This is a genomic window from Streptomyces sp. NPDC006458 (assembly GCF_040612135.1).
Lineage (GTDB): Bacteria > Actinomycetota > Actinomycetes > Streptomycetales > Streptomycetaceae > Streptomyces.
On record NZ_JBEXPR010000018.1, the window covers coordinates 44,830 to 69,705 of the forward strand.

Genomic DNA, 24,876 nt, shown 5'->3' on the forward strand with positions numbered 1-24,876 from the left:
CGACCGTGATGCCCGGTGAGTGACGCTCCGAACGCGGATGGTGAGGGTGATGTTCCACGGTCTGTATCAGCCATTGATACGCGCGGACGACGCAAGACGGCGGTCTGGGAGAATGGGCACCGTGATCTCCCGAATCGATCTGCGCGGCGACGCCCTCCCGGAGGGTCCCGCCCTGCGCGACCTGCTGCCCCGAGCCGACTTCGACGTATCCGTCGCCCTGGAGAAGGTGCGTCCGATCTGCGAGGCCGTGCATCATCGTGGCGACGCGGCGCTGATCGACTTCGCGGAGAAGTTCGACGGGGTCCGGCTGGAGCGGGTGCGGGTGCCCGCCGAGGCGATCACCAAGGCCCTCGACGAGCTCGACCCGGCCGTGCGCGCGGCCCTGGAGGAGTCCATCCGCCGCGCCCGCCTCGTCCACCGCGAGCAGCGCCGCTCCACCCACACCACCCAGGTCGTGCCCGGCGGCTCGGTCACCGAGAAGTGGGTGCCGGTCGACCGGGTCGGCCTGTACGTCCCGGGCGGCCGGTCCGTGTACCCGTCGTCCGTGGTGATGAACGTCGTGCCCGCCCAGGAGGCCGGCGTCGAGTCCATCGCGCTCGCCTCGCCCGCCCAGGCGCCCGCTTTCGAGAACGATCCGGCCGGCGGCCTGCCGCACCCGACGATCCTCGCCGCGTGCGCGCTGCTGGGCGTCGACGAGGTGTACGCGGCCGGCGGCGCCACGGCCGTGGCGATGTTCGCCTACGGCACCGAGTCCTGCCCGCCCGCCAACATGGTCACCGGCCCCGGCAACATCTGGGTCGCCGCCGCCAAGCGCTACTTCACCGGCAAGATCGGCATCGACGCGGAGGCCGGCCCGACCGAGATCGCCGTCCTCGCCGACGACACCGCCGACCCGGTGCACGTCGCCGCCGACCTGATCAGCCAGGCCGAGCACGACCCGCTCGCGGCGGCCGTCCTGGTCACCGACTCCCCGGCGCTCGCGGACGCGGTCGAGAAGGAGCTCGAGACCCAGGTCGCGGCCACCAGGCACGTCGACGACCGGATCGTCCCCGCCCTGCAGGGCAAGCAGTCCGCGATCGTGCTGGTCGACGGCGTCGAGGAGGGCCTGCGGGTCGTCGACGCGTACGGCGCCGAGCACCTGGAGATCCAGACGGCCGACGCGGCCGCCGTGGCCGACCGGGTGCGCAACGCGGGCGCCATCTTCATCGGCCCCTGGGCGCCCGTGTCGCTCGGCGACTACGCCGCCGGGTCCAACCACGTCCTGCCCACCGGCGGCTGCGCCTGTCACTCCTCCGGCCTGTCCGTCCAGTCCTTCCTGCGCGGCATCCACATCGTCGACTACACGCGGGACGCGCTGGCCGAGATCGCGCAGCACGTGGTGACGCTGGCCGAGGCGGAGGACCTGCCCGCGCACGGCGCGGCGATCAAGGCAAGGTTCGGGTGGAAGGTACCGACGAGCAAGTGAACCCCGGAATCGACGATCTCCCCGTACGGGACGAGCTGCGCGGCAAGTCCCCCTACGGCGCGCCCCAGCTGGACGTCCCCGTACGGCTGAACACCAACGAGAACCCGTACCCGCTGCCCGAGCCGCTGGTCGAGCGGATCGCCGAGCGGGTGCGCGAGGCGGCCCGGCACCTCAACCGCTACCCGGACCGGGACGCGGTCGAGCTGCGCACGAGGCTCGCCGAATACCTGACGAACACCTCGGGCCATGAGGTGGGCCCGGCGGGCGTCTGGGCGGCGAACGGCTCCAACGAGGTCATCCAGCAGCTGCTGCAGACCTTCGGCGGGCCGGGGCGTACGGCGATCGGCTTCGAGCCGTCGTACTCGATGCACGGGCTCATCGCGCGCGGCACGGGCACGGGCTGGATCTCAGGGCCCCGACGCGACGACTTCACCATCGACCTCGCGGCGGCCGAGCAGGCCATCGCCGGGCACCGGCCCGACGTCGTGTTCGTCACCACCCCCAACAACCCCACGGGCAACGCCGTCCCGGCCGAGACGGTCCTCGCGCTGTACGAGGCCGCGCAGGCGGCCAAGCCGTCGATCGTGGTGGTCGACGAGGCGTACGTCGAGTTCAGCCACGGCGACTCGCTGCTGCCGCTGCTCGACGGCCGGCCGCACCTCGTCGTCTCCCGCACGATGTCCAAGGCGTTCGGCGCCGCGGGCCTGCGGCTCGGCTATCTCGCCGCGCACCCGGCCGTCGTGGACGCGGTCCAGCTGGTCCGGCTGCCGTACCACCTGTCGGCCGTCACCCAGGCGACCGCGCTGGCCGCGCTGGAGCACACCGACACCCTGCTCGGCTATGTCGAGCAGCTGAAGGCCGAGCGGGACCGGCTGGTGAGCGAGCTGCTGGCGATCGGCTTCGAGGTGACCGCCTCGGACGCCAACTTCGTGCAGTTCGGCCGGTTCGACGGCGAGGGCGGCTCCCACGCCGCCTGGCAGAAGATCCTCGACCGGGGCGTCCTGGTCCGGGACAACGGCGTACCCGGCTGGCTGCGGGTTACCGCCGGCACCCCCGAAGAGAACGACGCGTTCCTCGACGCGGTCCGTGAACTCAAGAAGGAGCAGAACGCATGAACCGCGTAGGACGCGTGGAGCGGGTCACGAAGGAGACCTCGGTGCTCGTCGAGATAAACCTCGACGGGACCGGCCGGGTCGACGTGGCGACCGGTGTCGGCTTCTACGACCACATGCTCGACCAGCTCGGCCGGCACGGTCTGTTCGACCTGACCGTGAAGACCGAGGGCGATCTGCACATCGACTCGCACCACACCATCGAGGACACCGCCCTAGCCCTCGGCGCCGCCTTCAAGCAGGCCCTAGGCGACAAGGTCGGCATCTACCGCTTCGGCAACTGCACGGTCCCCCTGGACGAGTCCCTCGCCCAGGTCACGGTCGATCTGTCCGGCCGCCCGTACCTCGTGCACACCGAGCCCGAGAACATGGCGCCGATGATCGGCGAGTACGACACCACGATGACCCGGCACATCCTGGAGTCCTTCGTGGCCCAGGCGCAGATCGCGCTGCACGTGCACGTGCCCTACGGCCGCAACGCGCACCACATCGTGGAGTGCCAGTTCAAGGCGCTGGCCCGCGCCCTGCGCTACGCCTCCGAGCGCGACCCGCGCGCCGCCGGCATCCTTCCCTCCACGAAGGGTGCCCTGTGAACGGCCTGTCGACCGTGCTGATCGTCGTCGGCCTCTTCCTGGTCGGCGGCATCATCTCCTTCGCCAAGCAGCAGATGCCGAAGAGCCTGATCGTGCTGCTCTCCATCGGTGCCGCGATGTGTCTCGCCGCGGGAGTCCTCCGGCTGGAGGTGTGGAATTGAGCGCCGGATCCAAGAAGGTCGTCGTCTTCGACTACGGCTTCGGTAACGTCCGCTCCGCCGAACGTGCCCTCGCGCGCGTGGGCGCCGAGGTCGAGATCACCCGTGACTTCGACAAGGCGATGAACGCCGACGGTCTGCTGGTGCCGGGCGTCGGCGCCTTCGCCGCCTGCATGAACGGCCTGCGCGAGGCCCGCGGCGACTGGATCGTCGACCGGCGGCTGTCCGGCGGGCGCCCGGTGATGGGCATCTGCGTCGGCATGCAGATCCTGTTCGCGCGCGGCATCGAGCACGGTGTGGAGACCGAGGGCCTGGACGAGTGGCCCGGCTCGGTCGAGCCGCTCCAGGCCGAGGTCGTGCCCCACATGGGCTGGAACACCGTCGACGCCCCGGCGAACTCGCAGCTGTTCGCCGGCCTCGACACGGACGCGCGCTACTACTTCGTGCACTCCTACGCCGCCCACGACTGGTCGCTGGAGATCCACAACCCGCTCATCGCCGCCCCCAAGGTCACCTGGACGACGTACGGCAAGCCCTTCGTGGCCGCCGTGGAGAACGGCGCCCTGTGGGCCACGCAGTTCCACCCCGAGAAGTCCGGCGACGCCGGAGCCCAGCTCCTCACCAACTGGATCGGAACACTGTGAGCAAGCTCGAACTCCTCCCCGCCGTCGACGTCCGTGACGGACAGGCCGTCCGCCTCGTGCACGGCGAGTCCGGCACCGAGACGTCCTACGGCTCCCCGCTGGACGCCGCCCTCGCCTGGCAGCGCTCCGGCGCCGAGTGGCTGCACCTGGTCGACCTGGACGCAGCGTTCGGCACGGGCGACAACCGGGAGCTGATCGCCGAGGTCGCCGAGCGCATGGCGGAACTGCACCTCAAGGTCGAGCTGTCCGGCGGCATCCGCGACGACGCCTCCCTCGCGGCGGCCCTCGCCACCGGCTGCACCCGGGTGAACCTCGGCACGGCCGCGCTGGAGACCCCGGAGTGGGTCGCCAAGGTCATCGCCGAGCACGGCGACAAGATCGCCGTCGGTCTCGACGTCCGCGGCACGACCCTGCGCGGCCGCGGCTGGACCCGCGACGGCGGCGACCTCTACGAGACGCTGGAGCGCCTGAACAACGAGGGCTGCGCCCGCTACGTCGTCACCGACATCGCCAAGGACGGCACCCTCCAGGGCCCGAACCTGGAACTGCTGAAGAACGTCTGCGCGGCCACCGACCGCCCGGTCGTCGCCTCCGGCGGGGTGTCCTCGCTGGACGACCTGCGGGCGATCTCCGAGCTGGTGCCCCTCGGTGTCGAGGGCGCCATCGTCGGGAAGGCGCTGTACGCCAAGGCGTTCACCCTGGAAGAGGCCCTGGAGGCAGTGTCGTCATGACGTCCGACGGCGTACGGCGGGTGCAGAGCGGAAGTCCCTGGGAGGAGAGTTTCGGTTTCGCACGCGCCGTGGCGGCGGGCGACCGGGTGCTGGTGGGCGGCACGACGTCCGTCAAGGGCGATGTGCTGTACGGCGAGGGCGACCCGTACGAGCAGGCGAAGGTGGCGTTCACCAGCGCGCTGGAGGCGATCGCCGAGTTCGGGCTGGGGCCCGGGTCGGTGATCAGGACCAGGATGTTCCTGACCCATCAGCGGGACGTCGAAGAGGTCGGCCGCGCGCACAAGGAACTGTTCGACTCCGTGCGCCCGGTCGCGACCCTGCTGGTCGTGGAGGGTTTCGTCGACTCGCGCATCCTGGTCGAAGTCGAGATAGAGGCATTCAGAGGAGCCGTGGATTCATGACCCTGGCGGTCCGAGTCATCCCCTGCCTGGACGTGGACAACGGCCGGGTCGTCAAGGGCGTCAACTTCCAGAACCTGCGCGACGCGGGCGACCCCGTCGAGATGGCCAAGGTGTACGACGCCGAGGGCGCCGACGAGCTGACGTTCCTGGACATCACCGCCTCGTCGGGCGACCGCGAGACGACCTACGACGTGGTGCGCCGCACCGCCGAGCAGGTGTTCATCCCGCTCACGGTCGGCGGCGGCGTCCGCACCGCCGAGGACGTGGACAAACTGCTGCGCGCGGGCGCCGACAAGGTCGGGGTGAACACCGCCGCGATCGCCCGCCCCGACCTGATCCGCGAGATCGCCGAGCGCTTCGGCCGCCAGGTCCTGGTCCTCTCGGTCGACGCCCGCCGCACGGAGTCGGGCTCCTTCGAGGTGACGACCCACGGCGGCCGCAAGGGCACCGGCATCGACGCGGTCGAGTGGGCGCACCGGGCGGCCGAGCTGGGCGCCGGCGAGATCCTGCTGAACTCGATGGACGCCGACGGCACCAAGGACGGCTACGACATCCGGATGATCGAGGCGGTCCGCAAGCACGTGACCGTTCCCGTCATCGCCTCCGGCGGCGCCGGGCGGCTCGCCGACTTCGCCCCGGCGGTCGCGGCGGGCGCGGACGCGGTGCTCGCGGCGTCCGTCTTCCACTTCGGCGACCTGCGCATCGGCGAGGTGAAGAACGCCCTGCGCGAGGCGGGCCACCCCGTCCGGTGACGCCGCCCCCTCGGTGAGGCGAGCCCCGGTCTCCTGGAGGCCGGGGCTCACTCGTGGGCCGACGCCGGGGGAGGCGCGCGGGTGCCGCGGTCCGGCCCGCCCGGCCGACCTCAGATTCCCAGCTGCTTCCCCGCCTGGAGTTTGGCGATCGCGTCCGGGTCGCCGTCCAGGGCGACCGTGGCCGCGGCCTGGCGGCCGTAGAGGTACAGCAGGAGTTCCGACGGCTCGCCGGTCACCGTGACGACCGGTGTGCCGCGGTGGGCGACCGCCGTCTGGCCGTCGGGGCGGCGCAGGACGAGGCCCGTGGCGGCGCCGCGGCCCATGAGGCGGGCGGTGCGCTCCAGGCGGGACCAGAGGGCGTCCTGGAAGACCGGATCCAGGTCGCGCGCGGTCCAGTCGGGCTGGGCGCGGCGGACGTCCTCGGTGTGGACGTAGAACTCGATCGTGTTCGAGGCCTCGTCGATCTGCTTGAGACTGAACGGCGAGAACCGCGGCGGGCCGGTCCGGATCAGCTGGATCAGCTCGTCGTACGGCTTGGCCGCGAACTCCTCCATCGCCTTGTCCAGGCGCCAGGAGAGCAGCTTGATCACGAGGCCCCCGGCGGCGTCGGGGCGGCGTTCGCGCACCACCACGTGCGCGGCCAGGTCACGGGTCCGCCAGCCCTCGCACAGCGTCGAGGCGTCGGGACCGGCGGTTTCCAAGAGGTCGGCGAGAAGGAGCCGTTCACGCTTGGCGAAGGTCGACATGCGGAAAGCCTACGGCTCTGTGAAAAGTCCGCCCAGTGGACACTCCCCTCGCGGGCGGGCGGGTCAGCGCCGGGTGACACCCTCGCGGCGCCCACGCCCCTGCCCGGTGCCGTCCGCCGGACACCGGGTGTCCACGCCCCCGCAGGGTGCCGTCCGCCGGACACCAGGTGTCCACGCCAGGGTCCGCCCAATGGACACGGCCCGTAACTGTCTGTGCCGCGCGGCACAATGGCAGACATGACCAGTACGCCCGCCCGTCGCCCGGCCTCCGCCCCTGATGGAGACGCCGGTGCTCCGCCCAGCGGCCTCGACCCCGAGATCGCCGCGCGTCTCAAGCGCAGCCCGGACGGCCTCGTGCCCGCCATCGCCCAGCAGTACGACACCAAAGAGGTGCTGATGCTGGGCTGGATGGACGACGAGGCGCTGCATCGCACCCTCACCACCGGCCGCTGCACGTACTGGTCCCGCAGCCGTCGGGAGTACTGGGTCAAGGGCGACACCTCCGGACACTTCCAGTGGGTGAAGTCCGTGGCGCTGGACTGCGACGCCGACACCGTGCTCGTCCAGGTCGACCAGGTGGGCGCCGCCTGCCACACCGGCGCCCCCACCTGCTTCGAGGCCGACGTACTGCTCAAGGACGTCGAGGACGCCCACAACGGCCCCACGGCCCGGAATCAGTAAGGTCAGCGCGCATGGATCTCGACACGTTCCGCAAGCTGGCCACCGACCGGCGCGTCATCCCCGTCACCCGCAAGCTCCTCGCCGACGGTGACACCCCGGTCGGGCTCTACCGCAAGCTCGCCGCCGAGCGCCCCGGCACCTTCCTGCTGGAGTCCGCGGAGAACGGCCGCTCGTGGTCCCGCTACTCGTTCGTGGGCGTCCGCTCCGCCGCCACCCTGACCACCCGCGACGGCCGGGCCCACTGGCTCGGCACCCCGCCCGTCGGCGTCCCCGCGGCCGGCGACCCGCTGGCCGCCCTGCGCGCCACCGTCGAGGCCCTGCACACCCCGCACCAGGAAGACCTGCCGCCCTTCACCGGCGGCATGGTCGGCTACCTCGGCTACGACATCGTGCGCCGCCTGGAGAAGATCGGCCCCGGCGAGCACGACGACCTGAAGCTGCCCGAGCTGACCATGCTCCTGACCAGCGACCTCGCGGTGATGGACCACTGGGAGGGCTCGGTCCTGCTGATCGCCAACGCGATCAACCACAACGACCTCGAAACCGGCGTCGACGAGGCACACGCGGACGCCGTGGCCCGGCTCGACGCCATGGAGGCCGACCTGGCCCGCCCGCTCGCCCAGCCCCCGGGCGTCCTGCCGCCCTCCGAACTGCCCGAGTACACCGCGCGGTGGGGCGGCCCCGAGTTCCGGGACGCCGTGGAGGACATCAAGGAGCGCATCCGCGCGGGCGAGGCCTTCCAGGTGGTGCCCTCCCAGCGCTTCGAGACGCCGTGCACCGCGAGCGCGCTGGACGTCTACCGGGTGCTGCGGGCCACGAACCCGTCGCCGTACATGTACCTGATCCGGTTCCCGCACGGGGACGGAGGGGCCTTCGACGTCGTCGGCTCCTCCCCGGAGGCCCTCGTCAAGGTCGAGGACGGGCAGGCCATGCTGCACCCCATCGCCGGCACCCGGCCCCGCGGCGCCACCCCGCAGGAGGACCAGGCCCTCGCCGACGAGCTGCTCGCCGACCCCAAGGAGCGCGCCGAGCACCTGATGCTCGTCGACCTCGGGCGCAACGACCTCGGACGGGTCTGCGAGCCCGGCTCGGTCGAGGTCGTCGACTTCATGTCGATCGAGCGGTACTCGCACGTCATGCACATCGTCTCCACGGTCACCGGCAAGGTCGCCCCCGGCCGCACCGCCTTCGACGTGCTCACCGCCTGCTTCCCGGCCGGCACCCTCTCCGGCGCGCCCAAGCCCCGCGCGATGCAGATCATCGACGAACTGGAGCCCGCCCGGCGCGGCCTGTACGGCGGCTGTGTCGGCTATCTCGACTTCGCCGGCGACTCCGACACCGCCATCGCCATCCGCACCGCCCTGCTGCGCGACGGCACCGCCTACGTCCAGGCCGGCGCGGGCATCGTCGCCGACTCCGACCCGGCCGCCGAGGACCAGGAGTGCCGCAACAAGGCGGCCGCCGTGCTGCGCGCCGTGCACACCGCCAACCGGCTCGGGGACCGGGCGTGAAACCCCCCGCGCCGACAATGGGGTGATTGTCACGCGAACCCCGGGTGACGAACCGCCCGGGGTTCGGGCGATAGTGGACTACGTGACTGCTGCCGTACCTCACCCCCGTACCGAAGCCGCGCGACCCGCCAGGAGCGGCCGCCGCAGCCTCGCCCTGGCCCTGCTGTCCGGCGCGCTGGGCGCGGCCGTCGTGCTGCTGGCCACCCGGCAGCGCTGGTCGCAGGGCACCGCGACGGTGGCCGGCGGCGACTTCCCCCTGACCGCCAGCGGCAGTGACGTCACCGGCGTCCCCGCCGCCCTGGCCATAGTGGGCCTGGCCGCGCTCGTCGCCGTCTTCGCCGTCCGCAGGGCCGGCCGCTTCCTGGTCGCCGGTCTGCTCGCGCTCTCCGGCGCCGGCACGATCGCCGCCGCCCTCGCCGGAGCCTCCGACAGCGCGGCGCTCGACGAGAAGGCCGCCCAGGTCTCCGGCGACACCTCCGCCACGGTCGGCGCCCTCAGCCACACCGCGTGGCCGTACGTCGCCACCGCGGGCGGTCTGCTGATCCTGCTGGCCGGCCTGCTCGCGCTGCGCTACGGCCGGCTCTGGCCCGCCATGTCCGGCCGCTACGAGCGCGCCGGGACCGTCCGGCCGCGCCGCGGCCGGCCCACCACCGACCCCGACCGCCCCGAGGACCTGTGGAAGGCCCTCGACCGCGGCGAGGACCCCACCGGCACCGAACCGGCCTAGCCGGACCCCGGGGCGGGAGAGACCTCCGGCCCCGGCCGCGGGTCCCGATGTGGTGAAACCGACGTGATCGGATGCCACCCCCGCCTCCCGCACGCGCACGCGTACGGGACAATGGACGACGAGCGTCAGGCTCACCCACGCATACGGCTACGAGGAGCAAGCAATGGCGGACAGCAGCCACGGTCACGGTCACACCCCGGCCGCCTGGACGGGTGTCATCATCGCCTTCATCGGTTTCTGCGTCGCGGGCGCCTTCATGGTGATGGACAACCCCCTCGGTTTCTGGGGCGGCATGGTGATCGTGGTCCTCGCCGGTGTCGTCGGCGTCGGCATGCGCGCCATGGGCCTCGGCGCCCCGAAGGCGGAGCCGCTGGCCATGGTCAAGGCCCCCGCGGTGACGGCGCCCGTCACCCGCGAGCCGGTGCCCGCGGAGGGCTGAGCGCCCCGAACGCCGCGCCCGCGCGGCCGCGTGACGACGCTCGCGGCACAGCCGCACACCGAAGGGGCGGCCCGGCACCGGGCCGCCCCTTCGCGCGCCCGCACGCCCCGACCGGGGCACAATGCGAGACGTGAACGCCGACAGCGGGTCCACGGCCCGCACCACGCCCCTGCTCCGGCCGGCCGTGCCCGCGGGAGTGCTCACGGCCGTCGTCGGGGCCTTCGCCTACGTCGGGACCGTCGACCCCAACGAACCGGGCCACTACCCGGTCTGCCCGCTGCTGCGCCTCACCGGCCTGTACTGCCCCGGCTGCGGGGGACTGCGCAGCGCGCACGCCTTCGTGCACGGTGACCTGCCGGCCGCCCTGCACGCGAACGCGCCGGCCGTCGCCGCCTACCTCGGCTTCGCCGTACTGTGGACCGTCTGGGTGGTCCGCGCGGCGCGCGGCAGGCCGCTGCGGATCGACCTCGGCCCGGCGCACCTGTGGGCCGTGGGGACGTTGTTGCTGGTCTTCACGGTTGTCCGGAACCTGCCCATCGGTGGCTGGCTCCATCCTTGATCGGCTGCGGAATGTCCAGGTATTGGGACCGCCGTCAACCGGATGCGAGGCCTACGCCTTCCTCCGGATACCATCACAGTGACCATTGCTTTGCCCCTGGTCGCAGGAACTGTCAACCGTCTGGAAGGGGGCCGCTCGCGTGAGTGTGCTCGACGAGATCATCGACGGAGTCCGTGCCGACCTCGCGGAGCGGCAGGCGCGCGTCAGCCTCGACGAGCTCAAGGAGCGCGCGGCGAAGGCGCGGGCGGCCAAGGACGGGGTGGCCGCGCTGCGCGGCGAAGGCGTCAAGGTGATCTGCGAGGTCAAGCGCTCCAGCCCGTCCAAGGGCGCGCTGGCCGCGATCGCCGACCCGGCCGGACTCGCCGCGGACTACGAGGCCGGCGGCGCCGCCGTCATCTCGGTCCTCACCGAGCAGCGACGCTTCGGCGGCTCGCTCGCCGACCTGGAGGCGGTCCGCGCCCGCGTGGACATCCCGGTCCTGCGCAAGGACTTCATCGTCACGTCGTACCAGCTGTGGGAGGCCCGCGCGTACGGCGCCGACCTCGCCCTGCTGATCGTCGCCGCCCTCGACCAGTCGGCCCTGGAGTCGCTGATCGAGCGCGCCGAGTCCATCGGCCTGACCCCGCTCGTCGAGGTGCACGACGAGGACGAGGTCGAGCGCGCGGTGGACGCGGGCGCCAAGATCATCGGCGTCAACGCCCGCAACCTCAAGACCCTGGAGGTCGACCGCTCGACGTTCGAGCGCGTCGCCCCGGAGATCCCCGACAACATCGTCAGGATCGCCGAGTCCGGCATCCGCGGCCCGCACGACCTCATCGCCTACGCCAACGCCGGCGCGGACGCCGTCCTGGTCGGCGAGTCCCTGGTCACGGGCAAGGACCCCAAGAGCGCCGTCGCCGACCTCGTGGCCGCCGGGGAGCACCCCGCGCTGCGACACGGCCGGAGCTGATCACCCGGTAGGCTGACGCCGATGACCCTCACCGTGACGACCGTGGACCGGTACGCCCGCCTCGCGCGCGGCTGCCGCCCCCGAGGCTGCCGTGCCCCGGCCCGCCGTGTGCACGGCCGCCGTGTGCGCTACGTCATCGGTGACGAGCCGGGCCAGGTCAACGGCCGCCGATGGCGAGCCTTCAGGGGCGCGGGGAACTGCGCGATCAGTCACAGCGGGTCCGCAGCCGGCTGAACATCCCCGCCCCCACGGCGAACAGTGTCTTTCCACCACACTCACCGTGAGGCTCAAGCATGCCCAGCACCTATTTCATCCCTGACCCGGAAGGTCAGGTACCGAGCCCCGAAGGCTACTTCGGCGCCTTCGGCGGCAAGTTCATCCCGGAGGCCCTCGTCGCCGCGGTCGACGAGGTCGCCGTGGAGTTCGACAAGGCCAAGAACGACCCCGAGTTCGCCCGGGAGCTCGACGACCTGCTGGTGAACTACACAGGCCGGCCCAGCGCCCTCACCGAGGTGCCCCGCTTCGCCGAACACGCCGGCGGCGCCCGCGTGTTCCTCAAGCGCGAGGACCTCAACCACACCGGCTCGCACAAGATCAACAACGTGCTCGGCCAGGCCCTGCTCACCCGGCGCATGGGCAAGACCCGGGTCATCGCCGAGACCGGAGCCGGTCAGCACGGCGTGGCCACCGCGACCGCCTGCGCCCTGTTCGGCCTCGACTGCACCATCTACATGGGCGAGATCGACACCCAGCGCCAGGCCCTCAACGTGGCCCGCATGCGTATGCTCGGCGCCGAGGTCGTCTCCGTGAAGTCCGGCAGCCGCACCCTCAAGGACGCCATCAACGAGGCGTTCCGCGACTGGGTCGCCAACGTCGACCACACGCACTACCTCTTCGGCACGGTCGCCGGACCCCACCCCTTCCCGGCCATGGTCCGCGACTTCCACCGCGTCATCGGCGTGGAGGCCCGCCGCCAGCTCCTGGAGCGCGCCGGACGCCTGCCCGACGCGGCGGTCGCCTGCGTCGGCGGCGGCTCCAACGCCATCGGCCTGTTCCACGCGTTCATCCCCGACGCCTCCGTCCGTCTGATCGGCTGCGAACCGGCCGGACACGGCGTCGACACCGGCGAGCACGCGGCGACCCTGACCGCGGGCGAGCCCGGCATCCTGCACGGCTCGCGGTCCTACGTCCTCCAGGACGACGAGGGCCAGATCACCGAGCCGTACTCGATCTCGGCCGGCCTGGACTACCCCGGCATCGGCCCGGAGCACTCCTACCTCAAGGACAGCGGCCGCGCCGAGTACCGCGCGGTCACCGACGACGCGGCCATGCAGGCACTGCGTCTGCTGTCGCGCTCCGAGGGCATCATCCCGGCCATCGAGAGCGCCCACGCGCTGGCCGGCGCCCTGGAGGTCGGCAAGGAGCTCGGCCCGGACGGGCTGATCGTGATCAACCTGTCCGGCCGCGGCGACAAGGACATGGACACGGCCGCGCGCTACTTCGGCCTGTACGACACCGACGCCGAGGTCGCGGCCGACGCCGCCGACACCGCCGAGATCGAGGGGGACGCCAAGTGAGCGGGAACATTCAGCTGCTGACCGACACCCTCGCGGGTGCCCGGGCCGAGGGCCGCGCCGCCCTCATCGCCTACCTCCCGGCCGGGTTCCCGACCGTGGACGGCGGCATCGACGCGGTCAAGGCCGCCCTGGACGGCGGCGCCGACGTCGTCGAGGTGGGCCTGCCGCACAGCGACCCGGTCCTGGACGGCCCGGTCATCCAGACCGCCGACGACATCGCCCTGCGCGGCGGTGTGCGGATCGCGGACGTCATGCGCACGGTCAAGGAGGCCCACGCGGCCACCGGCAAGCCGATCCTTGTCATGACGTACTGGAACCCCATCGACCGCTACGGCGTCGAGCGCTTCACGGCCGAGCTCGCCGAGGCGGGCGGCGCCGGGTGCATCCTGCCCGACCTGCCCGTGCAGGAGTCGGCGCTGTGGCGGGAGCACGCCGAGAAGCACGGGCTCGCGACGGTCTTCGTCGTCGCGCCCAGCAGCAGGGACGAGCGGCTGCGCGAGATCACCGCGGCGGGCAGCGGCTTCGTCTACGCCGCCTCGCTGATGGGTGTCACCGGCACCCGCGAATCCGTCGGCGCGCAGGCCCAGAACCTGGTGGAGCGCACCCGCGCCACCACCGATCTGCCCGTCTGCGTCGGACTCGGTGTCTCCAGCGCGGCCCAGGCCGCCGAGGTCGGCGGATTCGCCGACGGGGTGATCGTCGGCTCGGCCTTCGTCAAGCGGATGCTGGACGCGCCGGACCACGCGGCCGGGATCGAGGCGGTCCGCGCGCTCGCGGGCGACCTCGCGAAGGGCGTGCGCGGACAGGCGTGACGACGGCCCCGGCCAGGGGCCCCGTCTCCGCACATTTCATATAGATCACTCGAACGGGTGGACCTGGGACCGGGGAGGCGCGCTGCGCCTCCCCGGTTCGTTTCCGGGGTGTGAGCGAGAAGAATCGTGACGGAAAGCGCACGGCCCGGGAGCGGCTGGCGGTCGAGCGGGACAGGCAGAGGGCCGCCGAGAAGCGACGGCGCGCGCTGATCGTGGGCGCCGGCGTCGTCTGCGTGCTGGGTCTCGCGGCGGTGATCGGCGTGATCGCGGCGAACGCGGGCAAGGACGACGGCAGCGACAGCGTCGGCCCGGTCGTCGCGCCCTCGGGAGCCCAGGGCAAGGACGGCCTCGCCCTCCCGGTCGGCGAGGAGGGCGCCAATTCGACGCTCACCGTCTGGGAGGACTTCCGCTGCCCGGCCTGCAAGGGCTTCGAGACGGCGTACCGGCCCACGATCCACGAGCTGACCGAGGCCGGGAAGCTGAAGGTGGAGTACCACCTCGCCACCATCATCGACGGCAACATGGGCGGCACGGGCTCCCGCAAGGCGGCCAATGCCGCGGCCTGCGCCCAGGACGCCGGGAAGTTCACGCCGTACCACGACGTGCTCTACGACAACCAGCCGCCCGAGACCGACGACGCCTTCGCCGACGAGGACAAGCTGATCGAGCTGGCCGCCAAGGTCGACGGCCTGGACACGCCCGCCTTCCGTACCTGTGTGCGGGAGGGCCGGCACAACAGCTGGGTCGAGAAGTCCAACGAGGCCTTCCAGAAGGGCGGCTTCTCCGGCACCCCGACCGTGCTGCTGGACGGCCAGAACATCTACCAGGACCAGACGATGACCCCGGACAAGCTGAAGCAGATGGTGGAGGCCGCGCAGGGATGAGCGGACGCGTGGCCCCGTTATGGAGCCGTAGCCGGGGCGCCCGTCGTCGGGCGCGTCCGGCAGGGTAGCGTCGACCTTGCCATGGAACTTGCCTACATTCCCAGCCCGTCGCGCGGGGTGCTGCACCTCGGTCCCGTCCCGCTGCGCGGCTACGCGTTCTGCATCATCATCGGCGTCTTCGTGGCCGTCTGGCTCGGCAACAAGCGCTGGATCGCCCGCGGCGGGCGGGCCGGCACGGTCGCCGACATCGCCGTCTGGGCGGTGCCGTTCGGCCTCGTCGGAGGCCGGCTCTACCACGTGATCACGGACTACGAGCTGTACTTCAGCGAGGGCCGTGACTGGGTGGACGCCTTCAAGATCTGGGAGGGCGGCCTCGGCATCTGGGGGGCCATCGCGCTGGGCGCGGTGGGCGCCTGGATCGGCTGCCGCCGCCGCGGCATCCCGCTGCCCGCCTACGCCGACGCCGTGGCGCCCGGTATCGCGTTCGCGCAGGCCATCGGCCGCTGGGGCAACTGGTTCAACCAGGAGCTGTACGGGCGGGAGACCGATCTGCCCTGGGCCCTGCACATCACGTCCTCCACGGACGGGCGGGTGCCGGGCTACTACCACCCGACCTTCCTGTACGAGTCGCTGTGGTGCATCGGTGTCGCCCTGCTGGTGATCTGGGCCGACCGGCGCTTCAAGCTGGGTCATGGCCGGGCGTTCGCGCTCTATGTCGCGGCGTACTGCGCGGGCCGCTTCTGGATCGAGTACATGCGCGTCGACGACGCCCACCACATCCTCGGTCTGCGGCTGAACAACTGGACCGCGCTGGTGGTCTTCGTGCTCGCCGTGATCTACATCGTGGTGTCGGCGAAGAAGCGGCCGGGCCGTGAGCCGGTGGTCGAGCCCGGGGCGCAGCCGTCGCCCGAGGACGACGCGGCGGAGGCCGAGAGCGACGCCGTCGCGTCCGAGGGCGACGAGCCCGCGGACGAGGCCGGCGCGAAGGACGGAGCCGCGTCCGGGACCGAGGCGGAGCCGGACCCGGCGCCGGAGTCGGAGTCCGCGAAGTCCGAGGCCGAGGAAGTGGAGTCCGAGTCCGCGAAGAAGGGCTGAGGACACCGACGTCGCGAAGGGCGCCCGGGATCTCCGGGCGCCCTTCGGCGTACCGGGGGCGTCGCGCGGCGGGCGGGAGCTCGTCGGACAGACCCCAGGCGTCAGCGGCCTCGGGCCAGCGACAGGGTGCGCCGGGCCGCCGCCACCACCGCCGTGTCGACGAAGGTGCCGTCCGGCAGGGCCAGGGCGCCCTCGTGCTCCGTACCCGCCTTGACGACGCGCTCGGCCTCCTCGATCTCTTGGGCCGTCGGGAGATAGGCGCGTTCGATCACCGGAAGCTGGCGCGGATGCACGGCGGCACGGCCGAGGAAGCCCAGGGCGCGGCCGTGGGCGCAGCCGGCGGCGAGGCCGTCGAGGTCGCGGATGTCGGGGTGGACCGACTGGGGCGGGGCCGGCAGGCCCGCGGCGCGCGCGGCGACGACGACCCGGGAGCGGGACCAGTCCAGCCCGCTGTCCTCGCGAAGGCCCAGGTCGGCCCGGAGATCGGCCTCGCCCAGGGCGATGCCCCGCAGCGCCGGATGCGCGGTGGCGATGGTGTGGGCCCGCTCCACGCCCAGGGCGGACTCCAGCAGGGCGTACAGGGCGGGTGCGCCGCCCGCCGCCGGGGCCGTGTGCTCGGCGACCCGGGTGATCTGCCCGGGGGAGGTGACCTTGGGCAGGCGGAGGCCGGACAGGCCCGGCAGGGCGGCCAGCGCGCCGAGGTCGGTGTCGGCGTGCGGGCCGTCCAGGGCGTTGACCCGGACGTGCACCGGCACCGGGTGCGGCTCGGTGAGCAGCTCGGCGGTGGCCTCGCGGGCGTAGGCCTTGCGGTCGGGGGCGACCGCGTCCTCCAGGTCGACCACGACCACGTCGGCCCCCGAGACCAGTGCCTTGGCCACCACCTCGGGTCGGTCCCCGGGGGCGTACAGCCAGGTCAGCGGGGTCACAGGGCGCCCTCCTCGCGCAAGGCGGCGAGTTCCCCGGCGGTGAGGCCGAGTTCGGTGAGGACGGTGTCGGTGTCCGCGCCGTGCGGGCGGCCGGCCCAGCGGATCGCGCCGGGGGTCGCGGAGAGCCGGAAGAGGACGTTCTGCATGCGCAGGGGGCCCAGTTCGGGGTCCTCGACGGTGGTGAGGGTGTCGAGGGCCGCGTACTGGGGGTCGGTCATCACATCACGGACGTCCTGGACCGGGGCGATGGCGGCGTCGGCCTTCTCGAAGGCCAGGAGGACCTCGGTGCGAGTGCGCTCGGAGATCCAGGCGCCGACGGCGCCGTCCAGGACGTCGGAGTGGCGGGCCCGGTCGGCGCCGGTGGCGAACCACGGTTCGTCGATCAGCTCGGGGCGGCCGACCAGGCGCATCACGCGCTCGGCCACCGACTGGGCGGAGGTGGAGACGGCGACCCAGGTGCCGTCGGCGGTGCGGTAGGTGTTGCGGGGGGCGTTGTTCTGGGAGCGGTTGCCGGTGCGGGGCTGGACATGGCCGAGCTGGTCGTACCAGAGCGGCTGCGGGCCGAGGACCGTCAGGATCGGCTCGATGATCGCCATGTCGACGACCTGGCCCTCGCCGGTGCGCTCGCGGGCGGCGAGGGCCGTCATGACCGCGTACGCCGTGGCCAGACCGGCGATCGAGTCGGCCAGGCCGAACGGCGGCAGGGTCGGGGGCGCGTCGGGCTCGCCGGTGATGGCGGCGAAGCCGCTCATCGCCTCGGCGAGCGTGCCGAAGCCGGGGCGGTGCGCGGACGGGCCGAACTGGCCGAAGCCGGTGACCCGGGCGAGGACCAGGCGCGGGTTGACGGCGGACAGCTCCGGCCAGCCGAGGTCCCACTTCTCCAGGGTGCCCGGACGGAAGTTCTCGACGACGACGTCGGCGGTCGCGGCCAGGCGCAGCAGGGTGGCCCGGCCGCCGGGCCTGGACAGGTCCAGGGTGATCGTGCGCTTATTGCGGCCCAGCAGTTTCCACCACAGGCCCACGCCGTCCTTGTCCGGGCCGTGCCCGCGGGACGGGTCCGGCCGCCTCGGGTGCTCGACCTTGACGACCTCCGCGCCGAAGTCGCCGAGCATGGTGGCGGCCAGGGGCCCGGCGAACAGGGTGGCGATGTCCAGCACGCGCAGACCGGACAGGGGCGCACGGGCCGAGCCGGAGCCGGGGCCCGAGCCGGACGGGGACGCGGTCGCGGGCGCGGTCATGCGGTGAACTGCGCGTCGATCTCGGAGCGGTACGGCATCGACGTCGACGCCCCCTCCCGCTGCACCGACATCGCCGCCGCCTCGGCCGCCCAGCGCAGCGCCTGCGGCATCGGGCGGCCCTCGCCGAGCGCCACGGCGAGCGTGCCCACGAAGGTGTCGCCCGCGGCGGTCGAGTCCACGGCGGTGACCTGCGGCGCGGGCACGGTCACCGGCTCGGCGTCCCGGGCCGCGTACAGGCAGCCCGCCGAGCCGAGGGTGACGACCACCTCCGGGACCTCCTCCAGCAGCGCGACGGCGGCCGAGCGGGGGTCGGTGCGGCCGGTGAGGGTGGCCGCCTCGTGCTCGTTGGGCACCAGCAGGTCGACGGCGTTGAGGAGTTCGATCGGGAGCGGCTGGGCCGGGGCCGGGGTGAGGATCGTACGGATGCCGTGGGCGCGGGCCGCCTGCGCTCCCGCGAGGACGGCGGGCAGCGGGATCTCCAGCTGGAGCAGCAGCGCGTCGGCGGTGGCGATCAGGCCCTCGTCGCCGGGGACGAGGTGGTCGACGGTGCCGTTGGCGCCGGGGATCACGACGATGGCGTTGGCGCCCTCGTCGTCCACCACGATGTGCGCGGTGCCGGAGGGGCCCTCGACCGTGCGCAGATGGTCGGTGTCGACGCCGGAGTGCTCCAGGGTGGAACGCAGCCGCGCGCCGAAGGAGTCGGTGCCGACCGCGCCGATCATCGAGACGGTCGCGCCCGCGTGAGCGGCGGCGACGGCCTGGTTGGCGCCCTTGCCGCCGGGGACCGTGCGGAACTCCCGGCCGGTCACGGTCTCCCCGAGCCGTGGGGCCTTCGTGACGTACGCGACGAGGTCCATGTTCGTGCTGCCGAGGACGGCGATGTGCGTCATGGGCGGGACGCCTCCAGGTGCGTGAGGTGGGCGAGGGTGTCGAAGCCGGTTCCGTCGAAGTCTGCGACGGAGGTCGACAGCCGGTTCTTCAGGGGGGCCGTCCAGCGCTCGGGCAGGGCGGCGGGGGAGCGGGCGAGCAGGCCCGCGATGCTGCCGGTGGTCGCGCCGTTGGAGTCGGTGTCCCAGCCGCCGGAGACCGCGCGGGTGACGCTCGCGGTGAAGTCGCCGTCCGCGTGGGTGAGGGCGGCGGCGATCAGGGCGGTGTTGGGGACGGCGTGGACCCAGTGGTACGTCGGGCCGTGGGTGGCGTGCAGGGTGTCGACGACCGTGTCGAAGTCCGGTGTCCGCCGGGCGAGTTCGACGGCCTGCGTGACCGCCTTCGCGAGGCGGGAGCGGGGCGGGACGACGGTGAGGCCGGTGCGCAGACAGGCGTGCACGTCGTGGCTGCCCGTCGCCGCCGCGGCGATGGCCGCCGCCGTGAACATGGCCGCGTAGACGCCGTTGGCGGTGTGGGTCAGGGTCGCGTCCCGGTGGGCCTGCTCGGCCGCGGCCGCCGGGTCGCCTGGGTTGGTCCAGCCGTGGACGTCCGCCCGGATCAGGGCGCCGATCCATTCGCGGAACGGGTTGCGGTGGCGTGCCGTGTGCGGTGGCTCGACGCCGGTGAGGAGGTTGCGGTAGGCGACGCGTTCGGCGGTGAAGGTGCGGCCCGCCGGGAGTTCGTCCAGCCACAGGCGGGCCACGTCGGCGGTGGTGAAGTCCCGGCCGTGGCGTCGCAGCAGCAGGAGGTTGAGCAGGGGGTAGTTGAGGTCGTCGTCCTCGGGCATGCCGTCGATGTTCTCGGCGAGCGAGGTGGCGGCCGAGCGTCGGTTCCAGGGGTGTTCGGCGAGGAGGGCCTCGGGGACTCCTCGGGCGGTGAAATAGGTGTCGAGGGGCCAGTTCCCGGTGGACCGGGCCAGGGCGCGGACGGCGTGGAGGGGGAGCTTCTCCACGGGTTTGCCCAGGAGGCAGCCGACGGCCCGGCCGAGCCAGGCGGCTTCGAGGGCGGCCCGGGTGGGGCGCTCGCGGGAGTCCGGCGCGGCGGTGGGCCAGTCGGGGCACAGTGCCCTGACGGCCGCCAGAAGGGTCGGTTCGCAGGCCGCCAACGTGCTGGGCAGGTCCGCCAGTTCGTCCAGCAGGTCCTCGGCCAGGGTGCGCAGATAGCGGGACACCGGCTGCGGGGACGCGCCCGCCCTCGCGGGGGCCTCGCCGCCGCCCGCCGCCCGCCAGCGTGCCGCGACGGCCTTGGGCTCGCGGCCGTCCTGGGCCGCCTGGGCGAGTTCGTGACCGATCAGGTCCTCGGGCTGCACCCAGGTCAGTCGGAGCATGCGGTGCCTCCGAGTGAGCCGAAGGCGCGTTCGTGGGCGCGGCGGCGGTGGACGTCCCGCTCGAAGATCTCCCGGGTGACGGCCGTCAGGGTGGCCGCCGGGGCCCACAGGTCCAGACGGCTCGCCTCCGCCACCGTCTTGGACCAGTCGTCGGGGACCGGCGAGCCCAGGGCGCCCGCGAGCGCGCCCGCCATCGTCGCGATGGAGTCGCAGTCGCGGCCGTAGTTGACCGAGCCGAGAACCGCGTGCCGGAAGTCGCCCCGTGCCACCAGCAACATGCCCAGCGCCACCGGGAGTTCCTCGATCGCGTGCAGCCGGGACGGGCGGCGGGCGCCGAGGGAGGGGCTGCGGTAGTCGGGCCCGACCGTGTCGTACGGGGCGACCGCCTCGCGCAGCGGGGTCAGGGCCGACTCGAAGTCCGGGTGGCGGACCGCCGTTTCGCAGACCTTCTCGATCGCCTCCCGTGTGCCGTCCTTCGCCAGCGACAGACAGGTCTCCACGACCGACTCCGGGCTCGCGCCGGGTGCGCTGGCCGCCGCCACCGCCGCCGCGAACACGCCCGCCGCCTCACGGCCGTACGAGGACTGGTGCGCGCCGGCGATGTCCAGGGCCTCGGCGTAGGCGGCCCGCGGGTTCGCCGCGTTGACCAGTCCCACCGGGGCCGCGTACATCGCCGCGCCGCAGTTGACGATGTTGCCCACACCTGCTTCGCGGGGGTCGGCATGGCCGTAGTGCAGCCTGGTGACCAGCCACTTCTCGGCGAGGAAGATCCGGTGCAGGGGGAGGGCCTCGGCCTCCAGTTCCGGGATCCAGCGGGGGGTGGTGATCAGGTCCGGGACCAGGTGGTCGGCGATCGCGTAGGCGTCCAGATGGTCACGGACGCGGGCGTAGACGCGGATCAGCGCGTGGGTCATCAAGGTGTCGTCGGTGACGTGGCCGTCGCCCTTGTGGTACGGCGCGAGGGGGCGGGCCGTGCGCCAGGCGTCGCCGTGCCAGGGTCCGACGACGCCGTGGACGCGGCCGCCGTGGCGCTCGGTGATCTGGTCGGGGGTGTAGCCCTCGACGGGCCCGCCCAGGGCGTCGCCGACGGCCGCGCCGACCAGGGCGCCGGTGATGCGTTCGTCCAGGGTGTGCGCTCGGCCTGCTTCTTCTCCTTTGGGCGTCATGCCCCGAATCATCCTCCTGGTGGGGCCGGTTGTGCGGCTTCCAGGAGTCCGGCGAGTTCCACCAGGTCGGTGCCGGTGAGGCGGGGGAGGACGCAGCCGGAGAGGGTGCGGCAGGCGTCCCGCCAGGGCGCGGGGATCGCCGCGCCGCCGCCGAGCGCGCCGGTGAGGGCGCCCGCCAGGGCCGGGGCGGAGTCCGCGACGCGGGAGAGACAGGCCGCGGCGGGGACGGCCTCGGCGATACGGCCGCGCGCGGCCACGGCCAGGGCCAGGGCGACGGGGACGGTCTCGGCCGCGGCGATGCCGTAGCTGTAGACGTGGTCGACGATCTGGTGTTCCAGCAGGGGGATCAGGGTGAAGGCGCTGTCCGCGTCGTGGGCCAGCCGCAGGGCGTGCCGGGCGTTGCGGGCGATCTCGGTGCCCTCGGGGAGCTGGGCCAGGGCGGCGGTCGCGCACCGCGTGACGGGGGCTCCCGTCAGGGCGAGGGACAGCGCCGCCGCCATCGCCCGCGCGCCGTGCACGCCGTCCCCGTCCTGGGTGTAGCGGGCGTCGAACTCGGCGAGGGCCGCGGCGCGTTCCGGGTCTCCGGGGTGGGCGACCGCGAGGACGCAGGCGCGGACGCAGGCGGCGTCGTCGAAGTAGTGCGGGTTGTCGTGGCCGGTGGCGGGCGGGCGCAGGCCCGCGGCGAGGTTGCCCAGGCCCGCGCGGACGGAGATACGGGCCCGCAGGGGGAGTACGGCGGACTCGACCTCCGGGGCGCGGTCCGCCGCGGCGGCGATCTCGCCGGCGACCGCGTTCCAGGTGAGGTCGATGGCCGCTCTGGCACGGCGTTCGCGGCTGAGGTCACCGAGTGCGGTGTCGTCGCCCGCGCGCAGTACGGCCTCGGCCGCGAAGGCGGCCCACTCGGCGTCGTCGGACGGGCCCAGGCGCAGGGGTTCGGGGGGCTGGTTGAGGGCGATGGGGACGGGGAGGGTGGTGGTGGCGTTCTGCTCAGCGAAGGTGTCCAGCTCGCGGGTGAGGCGGCGGGTCCAGTCGGGCATTCTCGCGGCTCTGTGCCGGGCGGCGGGCCAGCCGGCGGCGTCGCCCGCGGCCAGGCCGAGGAGCAGGCCCTCGATCCTGCGGGCCCCGGCTTCTCTCTCGCCCCGGTGCGCGGTGTACTCGGCGGTGGCGGCGTTCCTCCCGCGGGGCTCGGCTTCGCCTTCGGCCCGGAGTGTGCCGCCCGCACCGCCCGTGCGGGTCTCTTCGTCGGGTGCGGGTGGCCCCTGTGGGATGTACTCGCCGTCGGCGGCCGCGGAACCGTTCCGCCGGGGCCTCATCGGGGCAGGCCCGTCTCGGCGGGGGACGGGGTCAGGAGGTCCGCGACCTCCAGGACGTGGTGGCCGGCCATCGACGGGAGGCAGCTGCCGCGGGCGGGGCCGATGGCGGCCGCCCAGTCCTGGGGGATCGCGCCGGCGCCCTTCGTGGCGCCGGCCAGCGCGCCGGCCACCGCTGCCGTGGTGTCGGCGTCCCGGCCCATGTTGACCGCGGTCAGCACCGACTCGCGGAAGTCGCCGTCCGCCGCCGCGTAGGCGCCGAAGGCGAGGGCGACCGCCTCGGGGGCCAGGTCGGTCCAGGGATAGCCGCCGATCACCACCGCCGAGCGGACCGCCCGTTCGCCGCGGTGGGCCACGGCCACCGCCCGGCGCAGGGAGCGGGCGGTCCAGGAGTCGTCCGGGATCACCGCCAGAGCCGAGGCCGCCACCGCCATCGTCGGGGCGCCGGCCATCGCCGCGGCGACGCCCGCCGCCACCGCCTGGCCACCGTAGATGCCCTCGCCGTCGTGGCTGACCGAGCCGTCGATCGCGACCAGCCGGGCCGCCTCGGCCGGGCGGCCCGCCGCGAAGACGCCGAAGGGGGCCGCGCGCATCGCCAGGCCGTCGCTCCAGGCGTGGCGGTGCTGGGCGGAGATGGGGGCCACGAGGCCGCGGCGGAGGTTCTCCAGGGTGCCGCGTTCGCTGAAGCCGGCGCCGCGGAAGGGGCCCTCGTCGCGATCGGCGATCCACTCGTGCCAGGCCGCCTCGACATGGGCCGGGGTCAGCGCCGAGCCGTGCCGGGCCAGCAGCAGCCCGGAGAAGATCGCGTACTCGGTGTCGTCCGTCCCGGCCGGGTCGTCGCTGACGTAGCCGGTGATGCGGCCCCACCGGGCGCGGATCTGCGAGGGCTTGAGGTTCTCGGCCGGGGCCCCGAGGGCGTCGCCGACGGCCAGGCCGAGGAGGGTGCCACGGGCCCGCTCGCGGAGGGCGGAGGCGTCCCCGGGCGCCGGGACCGAGGGGATGCAGGCGGTGGATGCCATACGCGGCCTCTGTTCCGAAGGGGGTCCGCACACGGCGCGGACCCTTTGCCGATGTGTCCCACCATCAGCGGTTGACCTGAGCCTCGACAGCTCCACTGTCACCCGGTCGACATATGTGAGAGTGCCTGCTCGGATGAGCCTTCTACCGTAAAACCCCAGGTAAGCCCAGCCTTTCCTTGCTGGCGGGAGGGGGTGGGGAGGCGTACTGTCGGCGTTGTCGAAAAGTAGAACTCGTCCAAAGTTAGCTTTGGCTAAGCTCATTGGGGGACCCCGGATGGCCATCATCGAGACCGAGGCGACGCTGCACGAGGCGCACCGCGACAACCACACGCACCGCGATGTGAACGGCGGCTGGCTGCGGCCGGCCGTGTTCGGCGCGATGGACGGTCTGGTCTCCAACCTCGCCCTCATGACCGGCGTGGCCGGCGGGGCGGTCGGTCAGCAGACCGTCGTGCTGACCGGGCTCGCGGGTCTGGCCGCCGGTGCCTTCTCCATGGCCGCGGGCGAGTACACCTCCGTCGCCTCCCAGCGGGAGCTGGTCGAGGCCGAACTGGACGTCGAGCGGCGCGAGCTGCGCAGACACCCCAAGGACGAGGAGGCCGAGCTCGCCGCCCTGTATGCGTCCCGCGGTGTGGAGCCGGAGCTGGCCCGGCAGGTGGCCATGCAGCTCTCCCGCGACCCCGAGCAGGCACTGGAGATACACGCCCGCGAGGAACTGGGCATCGACCCCACCGACCTGCCCTCCCCGCTGGTCGCGGCCGTGTCCTCGTTCGGGTCGTTCGCGCTGGGCGCCCTGCTGCCCGTGCTGCCCTATCTGCTCGGCGCGACGGCGCTGTGGCCCGCCGTACTGCTGGCGCTGCTGGGCCTGTTCGGGTGCGGTGCGGTGGTCGCCAAGGTGACCGCGCGCAGCTGGTGGTTCAGCGGACTGCGGCAGCTCGCGCTCGGCGGTGCGGCGGCCGGTGTGACATACGTCCTGGGCAGCCTGTTCGGAATCGCCGTAGGATAACTCGGCTGGAACTTATGCGTTGGGCCGCATAAGTACCGCATTACCCGCTGGTTTCGGGAGCGTGACCACGGGGCATGAGCCGTAAGCGCTGTGGGCAATGAAGCCCGCGGCGCACTCGCGG

At 73.1% G+C, this 24,876-nt stretch carries 28 protein-coding genes; 20 read left to right on the top strand and 8 right to left on the bottom strand.

Going from position 1 to position 24,876, the window contains the following annotated elements; genetic code table 11:
* Positions 1–121: 121 nt before the first annotated feature.
* From hisD to hisF, 8 genes are read left to right on the top strand one after another with little or no spacing between them, the layout of a single operon-like run.
* On the top strand, positions 122–1,465 hold the full coding sequence (gene hisD, locus ABZZ79_RS24020; RefSeq protein ID WP_356691846.1) for a histidinol dehydrogenase: 1,344 nt from the start codon (positions 122–124) through the stop codon (positions 1,463–1,465).
* Positions 1,462–2,580, top strand: coding sequence for a histidinol-phosphate transaminase (locus ABZZ79_RS24025; RefSeq protein WP_356691848.1), 1,119 nt, complete (start codon positions 1,462–1,464; stop codon positions 2,578–2,580). Before hisD ends, ABZZ79_RS24025 begins: the two co-directional genes overlap by 4 nt.
* The gene (hisB, locus tag ABZZ79_RS24030) at positions 2,577–3,170 is read left to right on the top strand and encodes an imidazoleglycerol-phosphate dehydratase HisB (protein WP_356691850.1); all 594 of its coding nucleotides are present in this window, start codon (positions 2,577–2,579) and stop codon (positions 3,168–3,170) included. The genes ABZZ79_RS24025 and hisB overlap by 4 nt, the downstream gene beginning before the upstream one ends.
* Positions 3,167–3,331: a hypothetical protein gene (locus ABZZ79_RS24035; RefSeq protein WP_356691852.1), complete on the top strand. Its 165-nt coding sequence runs from the start codon at positions 3,167–3,169 to the stop codon at positions 3,329–3,331. Before hisB ends, ABZZ79_RS24035 begins: the two co-directional genes overlap by 4 nt.
* Positions 3,322–3,972 (top strand): imidazole glycerol phosphate synthase subunit HisH, encoded by a 651-nt coding sequence (gene hisH / locus ABZZ79_RS24040; RefSeq protein ID WP_356691854.1) that lies wholly within the window; start codon positions 3,322–3,324, stop codon positions 3,970–3,972. Before ABZZ79_RS24035 ends, hisH begins: the two co-directional genes overlap by 10 nt.
* Positions 3,969–4,703, top strand: a complete 735-nt coding sequence (gene priA, locus ABZZ79_RS24045) for a bifunctional 1-(5-phosphoribosyl)-5-((5-phosphoribosylamino)methylideneamino)imidazole-4-carboxamide isomerase/phosphoribosylanthranilate isomerase PriA (protein WP_356691856.1) — start codon at positions 3,969–3,971, stop codon at positions 4,701–4,703. Before hisH ends, priA begins: the two co-directional genes overlap by 4 nt.
* A complete protein-coding gene (locus tag ABZZ79_RS24050; protein WP_356691858.1) occupies positions 4,700–5,104 on the top strand; it encodes a RidA family protein in 405 nt (134 codons plus the stop codon). The genes priA and ABZZ79_RS24050 overlap by 4 nt, the downstream gene beginning before the upstream one ends.
* Positions 5,101–5,856, top strand: coding sequence for an imidazole glycerol phosphate synthase subunit HisF (gene hisF / locus ABZZ79_RS24055; RefSeq protein WP_356691860.1), 756 nt, complete (start codon positions 5,101–5,103; stop codon positions 5,854–5,856). The genes ABZZ79_RS24050 and hisF overlap by 4 nt, the downstream gene beginning before the upstream one ends.
* Positions 5,857–5,966: 110 nt before the next feature.
* Here the strand turns inward: hisF and ABZZ79_RS24060 are convergent, their stop codons facing one another.
* Complete coding sequence (locus ABZZ79_RS24060) at positions 5,967–6,602, bottom strand: TIGR03085 family metal-binding protein (RefSeq protein ID WP_356691862.1); 636 nt, start codon at positions 6,600–6,602, stop codon at positions 5,967–5,969.
* Between the two features lie 237 nt (positions 6,603–6,839).
* On the opposite strand from ABZZ79_RS24060, the gene hisI reads away from it, so the two are divergent.
* From hisI to lgt, 11 genes are all read left to right on the top strand, one after another.
* Entirely contained in the window at positions 6,840–7,283 is a 444-nt protein-coding gene (hisI, locus tag ABZZ79_RS24065) for a phosphoribosyl-AMP cyclohydrolase (RefSeq protein ID WP_356691864.1), read from the top strand.
* Positions 7,284–7,294: 11 nt separating this feature from the next.
* On the top strand, positions 7,295–8,794 hold the full coding sequence (locus tag ABZZ79_RS24070; protein WP_356691866.1) for an anthranilate synthase component I: 1,500 nt from the start codon (positions 7,295–7,297) through the stop codon (positions 8,792–8,794).
* Positions 8,795–8,867: 73 nt separating this feature from the next.
* A complete protein-coding gene (locus tag ABZZ79_RS24075) occupies positions 8,868–9,521 on the top strand; it encodes a TIGR02234 family membrane protein (RefSeq protein ID WP_356691868.1) in 654 nt (217 codons plus the stop codon).
* A gap of 163 nt (positions 9,522–9,684) precedes the next feature.
* On the top strand, positions 9,685–9,960 hold the full coding sequence (locus ABZZ79_RS24080; RefSeq protein WP_356691870.1) for an HGxxPAAW family protein: 276 nt from the start codon (positions 9,685–9,687) through the stop codon (positions 9,958–9,960).
* A 121-nt stretch (positions 9,961–10,081) separates the two neighbouring features.
* Positions 10,082–10,519, top strand: coding sequence for a DUF2752 domain-containing protein (locus tag ABZZ79_RS24085; protein ID WP_356691872.1), 438 nt, complete (start codon positions 10,082–10,084; stop codon positions 10,517–10,519).
* A gap of 139 nt (positions 10,520–10,658) precedes the next feature.
* The gene (trpC, locus tag ABZZ79_RS24090) at positions 10,659–11,468 is read left to right on the top strand and encodes an indole-3-glycerol phosphate synthase TrpC (RefSeq protein ID WP_356691874.1); all 810 of its coding nucleotides are present in this window, start codon (positions 10,659–10,661) and stop codon (positions 11,466–11,468) included.
* A gap of 21 nt (positions 11,469–11,489) precedes the next feature.
* A complete protein-coding gene (locus tag ABZZ79_RS24095; RefSeq protein WP_356691876.1) occupies positions 11,490–11,702 on the top strand; it encodes a tryptophan synthase subunit(beta) in 213 nt (70 codons plus the stop codon).
* Positions 11,703–11,761: 59 nt separating this feature from the next.
* On the top strand, positions 11,762–13,045 hold the full coding sequence (trpB, locus tag ABZZ79_RS24100) for a tryptophan synthase subunit beta (protein ID WP_356691878.1): 1,284 nt from the start codon (positions 11,762–11,764) through the stop codon (positions 13,043–13,045).
* Complete coding sequence (trpA, locus tag ABZZ79_RS24105; protein WP_356691880.1) at positions 13,042–13,857, top strand: tryptophan synthase subunit alpha; 816 nt, start codon at positions 13,042–13,044, stop codon at positions 13,855–13,857. Before trpB ends, trpA begins: the two co-directional genes overlap by 4 nt.
* A gap of 110 nt (positions 13,858–13,967) precedes the next feature.
* Positions 13,968–14,741: a thioredoxin domain-containing protein gene (locus ABZZ79_RS24110; RefSeq protein ID WP_356691882.1), complete on the top strand. Its 774-nt coding sequence runs from the start codon at positions 13,968–13,970 to the stop codon at positions 14,739–14,741.
* Between the two features lie 81 nt (positions 14,742–14,822).
* Positions 14,823–15,836 carry a prolipoprotein diacylglyceryl transferase gene (lgt, locus tag ABZZ79_RS24115; protein ID WP_356691884.1) on the top strand — a complete coding sequence of 338 codons (1,014 nt, stop codon included), beginning with the start codon at positions 14,823–14,825 and terminating at the stop codon, positions 15,834–15,836.
* A 101-nt stretch (positions 15,837–15,937) separates the two neighbouring features.
* Here the strand turns inward: lgt and ABZZ79_RS24120 are convergent, their stop codons facing one another.
* The 7 genes from ABZZ79_RS24120 to ABZZ79_RS24150 are packed head-to-tail and all read right to left on the bottom strand — an operon-like array spanning position 15,938 to position 23,749.
* On the bottom strand, positions 15,938–16,762 hold the full coding sequence (locus ABZZ79_RS24120; RefSeq protein ID WP_356691886.1) for a CoA ester lyase: 825 nt from the start codon (positions 16,760–16,762) through the stop codon (positions 15,938–15,940).
* On the bottom strand, positions 16,759–18,000 hold the full coding sequence (locus ABZZ79_RS24125) for a CoA transferase (protein ID WP_356691888.1): 1,242 nt from the start codon (positions 17,998–18,000) through the stop codon (positions 16,759–16,761). The genes ABZZ79_RS24120 and ABZZ79_RS24125 overlap by 4 nt, the downstream gene beginning before the upstream one ends.
* On the bottom strand, positions 17,997–18,890 hold the full coding sequence (rbsK, locus tag ABZZ79_RS24130) for a ribokinase (protein ID WP_356691890.1): 894 nt from the start codon (positions 18,888–18,890) through the stop codon (positions 17,997–17,999). The genes ABZZ79_RS24125 and rbsK overlap by 4 nt, the downstream gene beginning before the upstream one ends.
* Entirely contained in the window at positions 18,887–20,254 is a 1,368-nt protein-coding gene (locus ABZZ79_RS24135; RefSeq protein WP_356691892.1) for an ADP-ribosylglycohydrolase family protein, read from the bottom strand. The genes rbsK and ABZZ79_RS24135 overlap by 4 nt, the downstream gene beginning before the upstream one ends.
* A complete protein-coding gene (locus ABZZ79_RS24140) occupies positions 20,242–21,420 on the bottom strand; it encodes an ADP-ribosylglycohydrolase family protein (RefSeq protein WP_356691894.1) in 1,179 nt (392 codons plus the stop codon). The genes ABZZ79_RS24135 and ABZZ79_RS24140 overlap by 13 nt, the downstream gene beginning before the upstream one ends.
* A gap of 8 nt (positions 21,421–21,428) precedes the next feature.
* On the bottom strand, positions 21,429–22,733 hold the full coding sequence (locus ABZZ79_RS24145; protein WP_356691896.1) for an ADP-ribosylglycohydrolase family protein: 1,305 nt from the start codon (positions 22,731–22,733) through the stop codon (positions 21,429–21,431).
* On the bottom strand, positions 22,730–23,749 hold the full coding sequence (locus tag ABZZ79_RS24150; protein ID WP_356691898.1) for an ADP-ribosylglycohydrolase family protein: 1,020 nt from the start codon (positions 23,747–23,749) through the stop codon (positions 22,730–22,732). Before ABZZ79_RS24150 ends, ABZZ79_RS24145 begins: the two co-directional genes overlap by 4 nt.
* A gap of 274 nt (positions 23,750–24,023) precedes the next feature.
* On the opposite strand from ABZZ79_RS24150, the gene ABZZ79_RS24155 reads away from it, so the two are divergent.
* Positions 24,024–24,755: a VIT1/CCC1 transporter family protein gene (locus tag ABZZ79_RS24155; protein ID WP_356691900.1), complete on the top strand. Its 732-nt coding sequence runs from the start codon at positions 24,024–24,026 to the stop codon at positions 24,753–24,755.
* Positions 24,756–24,876 lie beyond the last annotated feature (121 nt).